The following is a 15,342-nucleotide window of genomic DNA, read 5'->3' on the forward strand; positions in this document are numbered from 1 at the left end:
ATAGCGATCATTCCATAATGAAAAGTAATTAATCGTGTTTAACCGAAAAAAATTGCCTTTAATCTTGTTATATATCAATGCGGCAGATTTTTGAAAGGTTAGAATGAAAAAATATATTTTAAGGGAGAGTGAAGAATGCACGAGGAAAATCACGAACAATATAAACGAGGATTGCTAGAACGTTTTTTTAATTATGTCAGTTTTGATACACAATCAAAATTTAATGCCAAGACGTGTCCTAGCTCTTCTGGGCAGCTTAAATTAGCTAAATTTCTACAACAAGAGCTTTCAGCCTTAGGATTACAAGAAATCGAGTTGAACAAGCAAGGCGTGCTTACTGCATTTTTGCCCTCTAACCTTAGCCCTAAAATGCCAACCATTGGCTTTATTAGCCACCTTGATACATCGCCTCAATGCAGTAGCAAAAACGCATTACCTGAAGTTATTGAAAATTATCGTGGTGGGGATATTTCTCTTGGTATTGGTGAGGAATTTATCAGCCCGGTATATCACCCTTTTTTGCAAAAATTGATTGGTAAAACGTTGATTGTTGGTGATGGGAAAAACGTGATAGGGGCAGAGAATAAAGCAGGAATGGCTGAAATTATGACCGCACTTTATTTTCTGCGTCAGAACAGAATGCCCCATTGTAATATTCGTGTTGCTTTTGTGCCAGATAAAGAAATTGGACAAGGAATGAAATATTTTCCTTTTGAGAAATTTGTTTGTGATTGGGCGTATTGTCTTGCAGGTGAGGGCGTGGGGAGTTTCGGTTATGAAAATATAAATATTGCCACCGCCACTGTTGTTCTTTATGGTCGTAATATTCAAGCAGGGCTAGCGAAGGGAAAAATGTGCAATGCCTTAACCCTTGCGTGCGAATTTCAAAAAGGGTTACCCGCTCAAGATATTCCCGAAAAAACAGAAGGAAAACAAGGTTTTTTTCACTTAGAAAGTTTAACGGGGGACATTGAAAAAGTGGAAATGCGATATTTAATTTGCGATTTTGATGCCGTGAGTTTTGAACAACGCAAAGCATTTTTAGCGATGATGATCGTGGATTTTAACCGCAAAAAACGCTTAAGGAAGAAAGCTCAGTTAAGCATTGAAGATCAATACGGCAATATGGGTGAAGTCATCAGACAGCAACCAAAATCTATCCAACTTGCCGATTTAGCAATGAAGCAATGTGATATTGAGCCGATTCTCACCCCAATTCGTTCAGGGTATCTCGGAGCAAAATTGGCAGAAAAATCAATTCCTTGCCCAATGCTATTTACAGGTGGTTACAATTTCCATAGTAAACAAGAGCTTATCACCCTTGAAGGTATGTGGGACGCCACAAGGGTGATTGTTAAGCTTGTTGAGCTAGCCAATAAAATGGCAAATTAATCAAACAACTCTTGCCAAACCTGTTCAATAAAAGTTCGTTGTTGGCGAAATTCCTCTTGGTTTACCACCGCGGGTAGCCCGAGTAAATTTAAGTGGTGAATACGGTTGCGTAATTGGGTGTAAGCATTTTTTAATTGTTCAGAAACGTTAAAATTTAGCACCGCACTTTGTGTTATAGCTTCGTCTGCCATTGCCTCAAAAATCCGCACATTATCCGACCATTTTGTTAAGGCGGGATACTGCGGGGCGTAAGCCAGCACCAAATATTGGGCGATAAATTCAATATCCGTAATACCGCCTTTGTCGGTTTTAATATGAAATTCTTCAGAATGAGAGCAGGCGAGGTGTTGATACATTTTTTCTCGCATTGCTTTCACGTCTTGCTTAAGCTGTGCGAGATCTCGCGGAGCGGAGAGAACCCGATGGCGAATGTCTTCAAAACGCTGGCGAAGTTCAAGCTCACCATAAACAGCACGGCTTCGCACAAGGGCTTGTTTTTCCCACGTCCACGCCTCGTTAAGCTGGTAATTTTCAAATGCCTTGAGCGAACAGCCGAGCAATCCCGCATCACCTGAAGGGCGTAGGCGAATATCCACTTCGTAAAGAATGCCCGCATTCGTATTCATACTAAAAATGCTGATGACTTTTTGAGCAAGCTTGAGATAAAACTGATTGCTATCAATCACTTTTTTCCCGCCGACGGTTTGCCCCGTTTGAGTTCCATCAAAAAGGAAAACAAGATCTAAATCCGATTTATAGCCCAACTCAAGCCCGCCCAATTTACCATAGCCAACAACCAAAAAGCCTTTTTCATTCGGAGCGAGAAACTCTGGCACACCAAAACGAGCGGAAACCTGTTGCCACGCTAAATTTACCACCGCGTCAATAATGGCTTCGGCTAAATAGGTGAGATGATCGCTCACTTTCATCACTGGCAACGCCCCCAGAATGTCGGCGGCAGCAACGCGAAGTAGGGTACTTTGCTTAAATTGACGCAGAGCATCAATAAATTGTTCTTCATCATCTTGTGGCAAACGGAGCAAATATTGCTGTAATTCCGCAGGATATTGGCTGAAATGGACAGGGTTGAGCAGAGCCTCGCGATCTAACAATTCATCAAGCAAAATCGGGTGGCGAGCCACTTGTTCGGCGATAAGTTGCGATTGCGAACACAGCTCGATTAACTGATTTAAAACTTGCGGATTTTCCACCAGCAATTCTAAATAAGTGGTGCGAGTGAGGATTTTTTCCACAATATCCAACATTCTTGGCAGCAAGGTTTGATAGGCTTGATGACAGAAAACTTGATTGAGCAAAATCGGCATTAACTGAGCCAACACACCCCGCCCACGCACGCCAATCGGGCGGCGGGGAAGTTCCATTCTAAATTGATTAAGCCGTTGTAAAAGCGGGGCATTTTCCTCTGGATTAATGCCATTTTGTAACAGCATTTGCCGCACATCGTCCTCATTTAAATCTTCCTCAAGGAAATCCTTCCACTGATTGGCTTCTTGTGGCTCGCTTTCATTTTCCTCACCAATTAATTGTGAAAAAACACACCGCACTTTTTGTTGATGATGTTGCACCAAGGCATAAAAATCCACCCAATTTTCAATCGGGTGATTCACTTCAATCGGCTGATGTTGTGCGTTCCATTGGGTGTAATGCTGAGCAGAGAAGATTAACCTTGCACGATCAAGGGCTTTTTCTGGTAAGGTTTGCGTTTGCTTATCATCAATGGCTTGTAGCACGTTTTCCACTCGGCGTAGGAAAAGGTAAGCATCTTGTAAATCTTGTCGCTCTTGCGAATTAAGCAGTGCCAACCTTTCCAACTCAGACAAAATCTTCAACAATGAATGTTGTTGCAAACTGGCTTCTCGCCCGCCACGGATCAGCTGAAACACTTGCACGATAAATTCAATTTCACGAATGCCCCCCGCCCCTAATTTAATGTTATCCACCAAACCACGGCGGCGAACTTCTCGCTCAATTTTGCTTTTCATTTCGCGTAAAGATTGAATTACGCTGAAATCAATATAACGGCGATAAATAAAAGGACGGAGCAAATTTTGCAAGGTTTTTACATTAGGATCGTGCGGATCAGCCCCTAAAATTCGCCCCTTGATCATCGCATAACGTTCCCAATCACGCCCTTGCTCTTGATAATATTGCTCCATCGCATTAAAGCTCAGGGCTAACGCTCCCGCCTCCCCAAAGGGACGCAATCGCATATCGGTACGATACACAAAACCATCAGGCGTATATTGATCTAACGCGTTAATTAAGCGTTGCCCAAGCCGAGTGAAAAAGACGCTATTTTCAATAGACCGCCTTGCCCCTTGCGTTTGCCCGTTTTCAGGATAGGTGAAAATCAAATCAATATCAGAAGAAAAATTCAGCTCAAAGCCCCCCAATTTGCCCATTCCTAAAATGTAAAGCTGCTGCGGATTGCCTTGGCTATCCATTGGCGTTCCCATTTCCGCACTGGCTCTCGCATACAGCCAATCTCTCGCCGCAATAATCAGGCTTTCTGCCAGTTGAGAAAGATGAATAAAAATTTCTTCTACGGTGGCGAAATTCAAGCTTTGACACAAACTGAGCTTTGCCATTTCACGATGACGAAATAAACGAAGCTGGCGGTGAAATTCCGTATCGTCCACAACATCACTTAGCAAGGTTTGCAAGGCTTGGCGATAATAATCCGTACTTTCTAAATGGGGAAGCTGCTGCCAACATTGGTGCAAAAAGTGCGGTTGTTTTTTAAAGACTTCTGCCACAAAATCCGACATCGCAATGCCTTGAGCGAGTTTTCCGATTTGGCTTGCGGGATCGTTTTTGTCTTCCGCAATCCGCTGATAAATCTCAGCGTTATAGTCATCAGGAAAATGGTGACATAACAGCTCAGCGAGTTGATTGAGCGTATTATCAAGATGTGAAGTGGCGATTGTCATAGCAAATCCTTTACAAAATGAGGGGGCATGCGGATAACTATAAAGAAATTTTTGTTATTTTGGAAATTTTTATTTCGTCGTGTAAATTGCCTGAGTGGAGATAGGATTTTTAGAAAAATAATGCTTGATGTTCGCTTCTCGCTTGTTTTCGAGCGTTGTAGGGGGTATCGCATACGCCCTTATGCTAAATGTTATTAAATTGCGTTTTTCTTTGAGATATATAACGGATTTCGCCGTTGGCGACTTACTTTCTTTTGCTTATCCAAAAGAAAGTAAGCAAAGAAAAAGATACCCGACTAAATTGCTTTTCCTCATTCCAATAAAATTTTTTTAACGAAAAGTAAGCCTGATGTTCGCTTCGCTCTCGCTCGGCGTTACTTTTCTAAAAATTTTATTGGAATGAGGGCAATTTACACGGGGAGAAGGGATTTTTAAAAGTGCGGTGGGATTTTTCGATAAATTTAGTTTTGGAAAGTTCCGTGCTTTTTTATTATTTCAGGTAGATTTAGGGATTGCTAAACGCTTTTTTACCTACATAGAGTTGTTTTCCTTTGCTGGATTATTTCAGCTTAACGCTTTGTATGAAAGTAAAATGAATTCCGCTATAATGCAACCGAGTGTACACTCAAATTAGTCGGGGTGCTTGATAAGCTGAGATCATACCCGTGAACCTGATACAGTTAATACTGACGTAGGAAACTAATTTTTCTCCGCTTTTTGCGTCAATATTGCTGGTCATTCTTTATTATTTTAAGGAAAAACTATGCAATTTCATCGTTCTAAATTATTTTCGCTCACATTTTTGACCGCACTTTTCGCTTCGGTGCAAACTTTTGCCGCTCAAGAGGTGAATGTTTATACCTATGACAGCTTTAGTGCCGATTGGGGAGCAGGCCCGAAAGTGAAAGCCTTGTTTGAGCAAGCCCATCCGCAATGCCAAGTGAATTATGTGCCGTTTAATAGCACGGGAACGCTGTTTAACCGCGTACGTTTAGAGGGCAAGAAAACCAAAGCGGACATCGTGTTAGGGCTAGACGGCACAATGCTTGATGAAGCGAATAAAACGCAATTATTTGTTCCAAATAAGGTGGCGATGGATAAACTTTCGCTACCCGTCAAATGGCAAGATAACGTTTTTTTACCCTATGATTTCGGTGCGTATGCCTTTGTGTATCGTAAAGACAAATTGCCAAATCCGCCAAAAAGTTTAAAAGAATTGGTGGATAATCAACAACTTCGCGTGATTTATCAAGACCCTCGCACCAGTAGTGTAGGGCGAGGCTTGGTGATTTTGATGAATGAAGTCTATGGCGATGACGTAGCGAAAGCGTGGAAAACTCTCGCCAGCCATACGGTTACGGTAGGCAAAGGTTGGTCGGAAACCTATGGGGTGTTTTTGAAAGGCGAGGCGGATCTCGTGTTCAGCTACAACACCTCACCGCTTTACCATTTATTGAATGATAAAGATGAAAATTATGCCGCGACGGATTTCAGCGAAGGGCAAGTGTTGCAAATTGAAACAGCGGCGAGAGTGGCGAACCACGAAAACGCCTGTGCTGATGAATTTATGAGCTTCCTTGTTACACCAACGGCACAGCAACAAATTTCACCAAGAAATGTGATGTTCGCTGTGATTGATGAAGCCGTTGAACCGCATTTTGATGCCTTGAAAAAAGCCCAAAGCAGCAAGAAAACGCTGGGTAGTCAAGCGAATGCGGAACAAATCAAACAATGGACGAACACTTGGCAAGCCAGCTTAACGCAATAATTCGCCGTTATCGGCAAAACTTCCCTCTCACCGCTGTGGTGGGAGGGCTTGGCGTGATTGTGCTGTTAGTGGCATTTTACGCCTTTGCCTTAAGTGCGGTGCTAAACATTGGGCGTGATTATCAATGGTCAGCCCTCTGGCAAGATAGCTATATTCGACACGTTATCGCTTTCAGCTTCGGGCAGGCGTTTTTATCCGCGTTGCTTTCGGTGCTGATTGGCGTGCTGTTCGCACGGGCGTTTTTTTATCAGCCCTTTTGTGGTAAGTCCTTAATTTTAAAATTATTTTCCCTCACTTTTGTGTTACCAGCCTTAGTGGCAGTGTTAGGATTATTGGGGATTTATGGACATTCAGGCTGGCTAGCTCATCTGTTTGCCGCATTAGGCATTGATTGGCAACCGAATATTTATGGCTTGAGTGGCATTTTGATCGCCCATCTCTTTTTCAATATCCCCCTTGCGAGCCGTTTATTTTTGCAAGCCTTATCCAGCATTCCCAATCAACAACGGCAACTGAGTTCGCAACTTAATATTCGCGGCTGGCAGTTTGTTCGCTTAATCGAATTGCCCTATTTGCGGTCGCAATTTATCCCCGCATTCGCCTTGATTTTTATGCTGTGCTTCACCAGTTTTACACTGGTTTTAACCCTTGGCGGCGGGCCGCGTTATACCACGCTCGAAGTGGCGATTTATCAAGCGATTTTATTTGAATTTGATCTCCCAAAAGCCGCAATGCTTGCCTTGTTGCAATGCGGTTTTTGCCTTGGTTTAATCATTATTAGCACGGTGTTTAATGGCAAGCCCGAAGCCTCGCTTAACTTTCGTGCTTTTTGGCGAGAGAAACAATCAAGTGCGGTGCAAATTTGGCAACTTTTTTTTCTGAGTATCGTGCTGGTTTTTCTTTTTTCCCCTTTGCTGTCGCTGTTGGTTTCAGGTTTACAATGGGAAGTTTGGCGTGGGCTGTGGGGAAATGCACCCCTTTGGCGTGCATTAACATTCTCTTTAACCCTTGCTCCCACTGCCGCATTTGTTGCAATTTTATTATCAATGGCATTGCTCTTATTTGCTCGCCGATTGGCTTGGCTAAACGCCGCTTATCGTGCCAATTTCATCACCAATATTGGAATGATCGTGCTGGCGATTCCCACCTTAGTGGTGGCATTGGGGCTATTTATCCGCTTGCAAGACATTGATTTTCAGCAATGGCATTTATTTTTAATCGTGGCATTTTGCAACGGCATTATGGCGATGCCCTTTGTGGTACGAACTCTCGCTGTGCCGATGTATCAAAATATGCAATATGAACGGCTGTGCCAATCTCTTGGCGTGCAAGGTTGGCAACGTTGGCGGATAATGGAATGGCAGGCGTTAAACGCCCCAATGCGGTATGCCTTTGCACTTGCCTGTGCCTTATCTTTGGGGGATTTCACCGCCATTGCATTATTTGGTAGCCAAGATTTTACCTCATTGCCTTATTTGCTTTATCAGCAACTAGGGGCTTATCGCGTCAAAGAGGCTAGTGTTACTGCCTTGATTTTATTACTATTATGCGGGGCATTATTTGTGTTTATCGAACAACAACGCCCTAAGACGGAAGAAAAAACAGGGGCAAAATAACACCGCACTTTTAACGCGTTAGAGTGCTTGAATTTTTGCCCGCTGAGCTGAATGCAACCAATCACGCGATAAAAGGCGTTAAGATTAATTTCAACCTATTTGGATCACGAATGATTAAACTAGATAGCTATTTTCATTACCCCAACCAAACAATGCACTTTCAACTGCACATTCAGGCTCAAGAAAAAGTGGCGATTATTGGTGCGAGTGGAGCGGGCAAAAGCACCTTGCTCAATTTAATCGCGGGCTTTGAACTGGTGGATAAAGGGGAAATTTGGCTCAACGGGCAAAATCACACCTTCACCGCCCCTTATCAACGCCCTGTTTCGATGCTGTTTCAGGATAATAATTTGTTCACACATCTCACTGTAGAACAAAATATTGCCTTGGGGTTAAAACCAAGTTTGAGCCTAAACTCGCAAGAAAAATCCCAAGTGGCAGCGGCGGCGAATGCCGTGGGCTTAGCAGATTTTTTAACCCGCTCACCCAATGCCCTTTCTGGCGGACAAAAACAACGGGTCGCCTTAGCACGCTGCTTATTGCGGGACAAACCGATCTTATTGCTCGATGAGCCCTTTTCCGCCTTAGATCCCGCGTTACGGCAAGAAATGCTGAGTTTATTAGATGCGTTATGCCAGCAAAAAAAATTAACCCTACTTATTGTTACGCACCAGCCCGATGAGCTTAAAGGTAAAATTGATCGCATTATTTCCGTGCAAAATGGTAGGATTTGCAATAAATCATTACCATAACGGAAAAATTATGTCTAAAATAGACCGCACTTTTTAAAACAAGGATACTTTATGACAACGACAACCATTCAAATTCCTTCACTCACACCGCACCCAACCCTTGAATATTGGTCGGTGTGTAAGGTGGAAGCCTTATTTGAAACGCCTTTTTTAGAGCTTGTGTATCGTGCGGCACAGGTACATCGGGAAAATTTCAACCCGCGAGCCATTCAACTTTCCACCTTAATGTCGATTAAAACGGGCGGTTGCCCAGAGGATTGTGGTTACTGCCCGCAATCGGCTCGTTATCACACGGGCGTACAAAATCAGCAACTGCTTGATATTGAAGAAATTGTGGAAAAAGCCAAAGTGGCGAAATCTCGTGGCGCGAGCCGTTTTTGTATGGGGGCGGCGTGGCGAGGGCCAAAACCTAAGGATATTGAAAAGATCACCACGATCATCAAAGCGGTGAAAGATCTTGGCCTAGAAACTTGCGGTACATTCGGTTTATTGCAAGATGGAATGGCGGAAGATCTGAAAAATGCGGGCTTGGATTATTACAATCACAACATTGATACCGCTCCAGAACATTACGAAAAAATCATTGGTACGCGTCAGTTTGATGATCGGATAAATACCCTTGGCAAAGTGCGTAAGGCGGGTTTAAAAGTGTGTTGTGGTGGCATTGTGGGAATGGACGAAACTCGCAAAGAGCGTGCGGCCTTTATTGCCAGCCTTGCAAATCTTGATCCGCAACCTGAATCCGTGCCAATCAACCAATTAGTGAAAGTGGAAGGCACGCCATTAGCGGAAGCGGCAGAATTAGACTGGACGGAATTTGTGCGTACCATCGCCGTGGCTCGCATTGTAATGCCGAAAAGCTATGTGCGTTTATCCGCAGGTCGTCAAGGCATGTCAGAAGAAATGCAAGCAATGTGTTTTATGGCAGGGGCAAACTCCATTTTCTATGGCGATAAATTGCTTGTTACCGAAAACCCTGAGGAAGACGGTGATCAACTGTTAATGGCGAAACTCGATCTTGAACCCGAAACAGAGGAAAATCGTTGGGTAAAAGAAGACGCATAATACTCCGCAAAAATAGCAGCATCAAGGCTGCTATTTTTATGGATTACAATAAATTCTTTTTGCGTAAATCACGGCTGATTCGAATGGCGGTTTCTGTTTCACAACCAGCATATTCCCCGATTTCTCGATGCGTCCAATGATATTCAGGAAAATTTTCTTTGAGAAAATAAATACTATCTATTACCCGATCTAGGCTTTTTAAATACGCACTTTTTGCTAAACGACCTTCAGCCTCTCTTAGTTCATTAGATAATAGCTGAAATAATAAACGGATAGTTGCAGGATTTTCTAAGAAAAAATGATCAATATTCAGTGGAGTAATTTTGATGATTTCCGCTTCCATTAATACTTTTGCTGTGCAGTGGTATTTTTTGTCTCCAAATAGCGTGCGAAAACCAAAATAATCGCCTGACTTATAAATTCTAACAAGGCTTTCTTTGCCATTTTCAAGGGTGTGATATAAACCAATTAAACCTTGTTGAATAAAATAGAACGATTGGGCGGTATCTCCTTGATGATAGATAGGGATACCTTTCTCTACTTTATATGAATTGGAGAGCTGACATTGATTGAAATCACGATATATATCCATATTTTATTTTCCTATTTAAGCCAGTTTAGTATCAGCATATATAAAGCAAGTAAAAATAGTATGATACCTAAGAGTTTATTTGCAAGTTCGTCTTTGAGAATCCCTCGGATTTTCATACTAAGGAAGCTCATAGCAAAGGAGCTTAATACCATAATAAATACAATAGAAAAATTTACATAGCCTAGCTGAAATGAATTGGGAATAAAAAAGTCGGGTGTTTTACTTAGGTAGCCATAGAGATTGCCAATACCGCCAATGACCATCATATAATTTGTATAAACCGCAACGTTTTTTATATTAATACTAGGAAGCTGGCTTAGGAGGGGAGACATAATTGATCCTCCACCAATTCCTGTGAGCCCAGCAATTCCTCCGCCGAAAAAGCAAAAAAAACTACCACGAAAATTGTCATTTATTGGCTCACTTCTGTGCGTTTGCCCTTTACGTTTAAATGGAAAGAATGTTTTAATTGAAAGGGTAAGCAATGCAAGTATAAAAACAGTAATAATAAGATTGTCGGAAACATTAAAGCTAAGGTAAAAGCCCATCTGAACGCCAACAATCATACAGAGAGACCAAAGCAGTAATTTCTTTTTGTTAATATAAATTTTTAGTTTATAGAAGTAGCAAAGGTTAATTAGTGCTGAGCCCATCACAATGGTAAGAGCGGTAGCAGAGATCATTTGTATAGGCATATTCGGGAAGAGAGTATGCAGTATAGGGACAATAAGCACTCCACCACCAATTCCAAATAATGCTGAAATGAGATTCGTTAGAGCACCGCATAATATAAGAATGAAAATCAGAAAGAGATCCATAGCATTTCCTGTTCTGTTTTCTTTCTATTATGAAATATTAAGCAGTGTGGTACTTATGATCAGTATCATAATTAATTATATGAAATATTGTTTTAATATTTTTGTGATCTAGATCTTGTTTTTGTATTTTTCTTCTTTTTATTAATAAATGCTTTTCATATCATTAGGGGGAATGCTCAATTCTAGTTATTTTTTATGTTGTTTTAACCAGTTTGAACATAATACGAAAGGTTCAGATTCGTCACAGAATGATGAAATTTGCCTGTGTTTATCCATAAAGAATAAGGATTATTTTTATATGAAAAAGACATTTTCTTTTCTGACATTATCTCTCTTATCCGTCACTGCAACTACAGTAAATGCAGTAGAAATTTATAAAAAAGAGGGGACAAGTGTGCAAATTAATGGACAATTTAGACCAATGCTAGCCAACACAGAGGGGCAACGTACGGATTTACGAGATCGTGGTTCTCGAATAGATTTTGTGTTTGGTCAAAAACTAGGGGAAGATTGGAAATTAATCGGGCAAACGAGAATAATTTTTAATGGTCAAGATTCGAGTGGGAGTAATCATTCTGGTTTTGGTGATCCTCGTGTTGGGCAACTATTTTTGGGTGTAGAGCAAAAATCAATTGGACGCTTATATTTTGGACGCTTTGCAACTAATGGTGATGCAGTGATGTTTGGTAACTGGCAATTAGGTGGCGGCGGACGTAATCCGCTTAGAGCTGCAATGGAAAAAGGAATTCATTTCCGTACCATAGAGTTTGCGGGTTTTCAATTTGGAGCCGATTATTTATTGGGTTCAGCAACTAAGAAGATGAATTCCAAAAAGAATTTGCAAAATGGTTATGGTCTCGCTTTATTTTATACAAATAAATTAAATGATGATTGGCGTATTCGTTTTAGAGCAGGGTATACCCGTGATAATTATGACAGTTATGAATTCTCCGCTCCAGATAGCACGGGAGTAAATAAAAAATGGATTGGACAAAATATACATCGTGATGCTTGGCGTGTTACAGCAGAGGTGAAATATCGTGATTTTGAGTTCGCATATAATTATGGTGAGCTGAAAGATTTGCAATATGCCAGCTATCTCGATAGTAAACAAGTCAAAGAAAAAAGACATTTTCTGGCAGCAAAATATTTCGTTACAGCTGACTTTGCAGGCTATAGTCAATTCCGTTATGAGAAACGGGGCGAACAAATTAACCAAGGCTATACTTTAGGGGTAGATTACCGACCTGTTAAAAATTTCATCACGTTTATTGAATTTGCAAGAGATCGCAATATTGGTGACATCAATGTACATAATAAATATGTAAATCAATATTATACGGGTTTCCGTTTGCTATTTTAAGTAAGGGTAAAATATGAAAGTCACATTATTATCTCGTTTAACTTTTTTGACTGCTAGTTTAATGATGGGAACGGCAAGTGCAAATTACTATGTTTGGGATTTCTTTGAGGGGGAAAAACTCCCTGATTCTATGACTATTAATGGCGGGCAGGTTGCACCAAGCCAATTGCGTTATAAAGATGGGCGACAATCTCTACGCTGGCAATTTCAGCCTAAAAGTGAATTGGTTTTCAACCAACAAATTGATTTATCAAAAGATGATGCAATTTTGCCACAAACTTTTATGTTGTGGCTTTACAATGATAAGCCGTTCAAACAGCCTTTACAATTTGATTTTGAGCAACAGGGGAAAGTGAAAAAGTCATTCAAAATCAATTTAGACTTTACTGGCTGGCGAGGTATTGCAGTACCATTTCGTGATATGCCTGGTGGAAAAGTGCTGTCTTTAGATAAACTCGTAATTACAGCACCGAATGAAGCAGGAACATTGTACCTAGATCAGCTTTTATTTAATGTCCCTGTAGATAATCGCTACCCGATTCCTGATTATCAAGCAGATTTTGTTAATCCAACGGCAAGTACCGCAGTAAATAAAAACTGGAATGCCTTATTAATGAATGATCAACGTTTGAGCCAAATTTACCCACATTTAGATTTTAATGCCAAACTTCATTCTGATCCAAAAATTGAAAGTATTTATCAGCGTTTTGAACAAGTACTCAATATTTCAGAAACGAAGAAAAGTGCGGTGGATTTTTCAGCGATTTTGAAAAAATACCAAGCTTTTAATATCAGTGAAAAAGATGGGGTAATTCAAGGGGCAATCTTAGATTTTCCTGCTCGTCAAAAATTTATGAAAAATGATCAGGTATTTAGCAAGCAAGAGCAAGCTTTTTTACTGAATTCCATTTCAATGAGAGAGCTAGGAAAAGTGATGCTGGAAAGTGCAAAAGCGTTACGAATGGGCGAACTTACGCCAGAACAACGTCAGCAATTAGAAAATCAATTCTTACTTGCGACTCGTTATCTATTTGACCAAGGTTTTGTGCGAGGGAGCAGTATTCAAATTGTGAGCCATATGGGGTATCAGAATCGAGAAATTTTTGATGCCTGGTTCTTAATGAGGGATTTATTATCTCAGCAAGGACTGCTTGAGCAAGCACAGGGTGCAATGGCGTGGTTTAGTGGGGCTGGACGCATTTTTGAACCAGATAGCAGTATTGTAGAAGCCAATGTAGATATTCTTAATACGCAACTGCAATGGATGTTAAAAAGTATTTTATTATTACCTAATGAAAATCAACGTGCAGGGCTGTTAAAACAGTTTTCTCATTGGTTGAGTACGACTGTTTTACAATCTCAAGGGGTTGCCGGCGGGTTTAAGCCTGATGGTTCAATGTTCCACCATTCACAGCATTATACAGCCTATGGAAAAGATGCGTTTACAGGGCTTTCTCCTGTTGTTTATGCAATTAGTGGAACACCTTATGCACTCACTCAAGAAGCTAAAAAACGTCTTGATGATGTGCTGTATAAAATGTGGGTTTACACTAAAAATGGCAATATCCCAATTGTTATAAGTGGACGTCACCCAACGGGAAAATTCTCTATCGCCTCTTCACCATTTAAATGGTTTGCTTTGATCGGAGATGAAAAAACGGGCGAAAAAATTAACCGCACTTTTGCTTCTATTTATGCTGCCTTAGAACATAAAGAGGAATTTGAAGGTGTTCCCGCTGCGGCAGAACCTACGGGAGCTTGGACAATGAATTACGCCTCGATGGTGGTTCAGCGTCGTCACCAAGATGATCCAAAACTTTCTTGGCTTGCCATTGCACGAGGATTTAGCCGTTATTTAGTCGGTAATGAATCCTATGAGAAAAATAACTTATATGGACGTTATATGTCTTACGGTGCATTAGAAATCATTCCTGAGCATTTTAATGATCGTGGCTATCGCTATGACGGTTGGGATTGGAATCGTTTTCCAGGGACGACCACGATTCATCTCCCTTATGCCGAATTGCGGGCGAAGCTAGCCCAGCTTCCTTCAGCGGGTCTTGAAGAAATGCTATTATCAACAGAAACTTACGCCGGTGGGACAGATTTGCATAATAATAGTATGTATGCAATGAAATTACGCGGGCATAGTAAGTATCAGCAAGAATCGTTGTTTGCACAAAAATCTTATTTCTTGTTTGATAATCAGATTATTGCGTTGGGAACAGATGTTCAAAATGCAGATAGTCAGCACAAAACAGAAACAACATTGTTCCAACATAATGTGGATGATCTTAAGCCAATATTTGTAAATGGAAAATCAATCGCAACCTTAGGTTCAGTGCAGGAAATGCAAAGCCCTGTAACTTTAGCTGATCCAGCGGGTAACCGCTATTATGTTCCTGAAGGACAGACGCTGACATTGTATTATCAAAATCAAGAATCTGTTGATGAACGTAATGATAAGCCAACTAAAGGAAAATTTGCGACAGCTGTACTGGAACACGGCAAAGCACCAAAAGATGGAAAATATGAATATGCGGTACTGATTACGCCAAAATCGGAAGAAAGTGTGGCATATCAAAAACTATCCCATAATAGCAAACTGCACGCTGTCCGAGATAATCGAAGTGGTCAGGAAGGCTATGCTTATTTTGATGCTTTGCAAAAGGATGTGGGTGGAATAATACTTGGTGCAGATAAACCTTTGATGGCAATGGCACAGCAGGGTAAAAATACGTTAGATTTATCTATTGTGAACCCGGATTTAGCTTTCTATCAAGGCACTGAAGAAGATCAAGTGAAAGACGGCAAACAAGTGGAAGTGAGTATTTATTCTCGCTCTTGGCGTAAATCCCCATCGCAACCACAGTATTCTACGGTTACGGTAAAAGGAAAATGGAAACTTGAGAAAGCGAGTCAATGTGCGAACATTGAATTAAAAGGAAAGGCTACAATGGTTTCTACTCATACTACTGATGCCACACCTTGTAAAGTGCATTTAGTCGCAGTGAAATAACCATTA

Annotated in this window: 10 protein-coding genes and 1 riboswitch; of the genes, 7 read left to right on the forward strand and 3 right to left on the reverse strand. The window is 41.0% G+C overall.

The window, feature by feature from the left end; all coding sequences use genetic code 11:
* Nucleotides 1-135: 135 nt before the first annotated feature.
* Nucleotides 136-1,392, forward strand: a complete 1,257-nt coding sequence (pepT, locus tag HBL79_RS02730) for a peptidase T (protein ID WP_035685852.1) — start codon at nucleotides 136-138, stop codon at nucleotides 1,390-1,392.
* Here pepT and glnE read toward each other — a convergent pair.
* Nucleotides 1,389-4,343, reverse strand: a complete 2,955-nt coding sequence (glnE, locus tag HBL79_RS02735; protein ID WP_035685845.1) for a bifunctional [glutamate--ammonia ligase]-adenylyl-L-tyrosine phosphorylase/[glutamate--ammonia-ligase] adenylyltransferase — start codon at nucleotides 4,341-4,343, stop codon at nucleotides 1,389-1,391. The two genes, pepT and glnE, sit on opposite strands and share 4 nt — an antisense overlap.
* Before the next feature lie 625 nt (nucleotides 4,344-4,968).
* A riboswitch (TPP riboswitch) is annotated at nucleotides 4,969-5,058 on the forward strand.
* A 48-nt stretch (nucleotides 5,059-5,106) separates the two neighbouring features.
* Between glnE and thiB the strand changes: the two genes are divergently transcribed.
* The 4 genes from thiB (at nucleotide 5,107) to bioB (ending at nucleotide 9,544) form a co-directional block, all read left to right on the forward strand.
* Nucleotides 5,107-6,111, forward strand: coding sequence for a thiamine ABC transporter substrate binding subunit (thiB, locus tag HBL79_RS02740; protein ID WP_035685843.1), 1,005 nt, complete (start codon nucleotides 5,107-5,109; stop codon nucleotides 6,109-6,111).
* Nucleotides 6,075-7,727 carry a thiamine/thiamine pyrophosphate ABC transporter permease ThiP gene (gene thiP, locus HBL79_RS02745; RefSeq protein WP_233570688.1) on the forward strand — a complete coding sequence of 551 codons (1,653 nt, stop codon included), beginning with the start codon at nucleotides 6,075-6,077 and terminating at the stop codon, nucleotides 7,725-7,727. Before thiB ends, thiP begins: the two co-directional genes overlap by 37 nt.
* Before the next feature lie 110 nt (nucleotides 7,728-7,837).
* Nucleotides 7,838-8,479 (forward strand): thiamine ABC transporter ATP-binding protein, encoded by a 642-nt coding sequence (thiQ, locus tag HBL79_RS02750; protein WP_035685841.1) that lies wholly within the window; start codon nucleotides 7,838-7,840, stop codon nucleotides 8,477-8,479.
* A 51-nt stretch (nucleotides 8,480-8,530) separates the two neighbouring features.
* Entirely contained in the window at nucleotides 8,531-9,544 is a 1,014-nt protein-coding gene (gene bioB / locus HBL79_RS02755; RefSeq protein WP_035685839.1) for a biotin synthase BioB, read from the forward strand.
* Nucleotides 9,545-9,587: 43 nt separating this feature from the next.
* On the opposite strand, the gene HBL79_RS02760 is transcribed toward bioB, so the two are convergent.
* A complete protein-coding gene (locus tag HBL79_RS02760; protein WP_035685837.1) occupies nucleotides 9,588-10,136 on the reverse strand; it encodes a Crp/Fnr family transcriptional regulator in 549 nt (182 codons plus the stop codon).
* A gap of 11 nt (nucleotides 10,137-10,147) precedes the next feature.
* Complete coding sequence (locus HBL79_RS02765; RefSeq protein ID WP_035685835.1) at nucleotides 10,148-10,954, reverse strand: sulfite exporter TauE/SafE family protein; 807 nt, start codon at nucleotides 10,952-10,954, stop codon at nucleotides 10,148-10,150.
* 298 nt (nucleotides 10,955-11,252) lie between these two features.
* Between HBL79_RS02765 and HBL79_RS02770 the strand changes: the two genes are divergently transcribed.
* Together HBL79_RS02770 and HBL79_RS02775 are read left to right on the forward strand one after the other, a co-directional pair.
* Nucleotides 11,253-12,317: a porin gene (locus HBL79_RS02770; protein WP_035685833.1), complete on the forward strand. Its 1,065-nt coding sequence runs from the start codon at nucleotides 11,253-11,255 to the stop codon at nucleotides 12,315-12,317.
* Nucleotides 12,318-12,330: 13 nt separating this feature from the next.
* Complete coding sequence (locus HBL79_RS02775) at nucleotides 12,331-15,336, forward strand: chondroitinase family polysaccharide lyase (RefSeq protein WP_035685831.1); 3,006 nt, start codon at nucleotides 12,331-12,333, stop codon at nucleotides 15,334-15,336.
* Nucleotides 15,337-15,342: the final 6 nt, after the last annotated feature.

It is taken from the genome of Avibacterium paragallinarum (genome assembly GCF_011765605.1).
Taxonomy (GTDB): Bacteria; Pseudomonadota; Gammaproteobacteria; order Enterobacterales; family Pasteurellaceae; genus Avibacterium; species Avibacterium paragallinarum.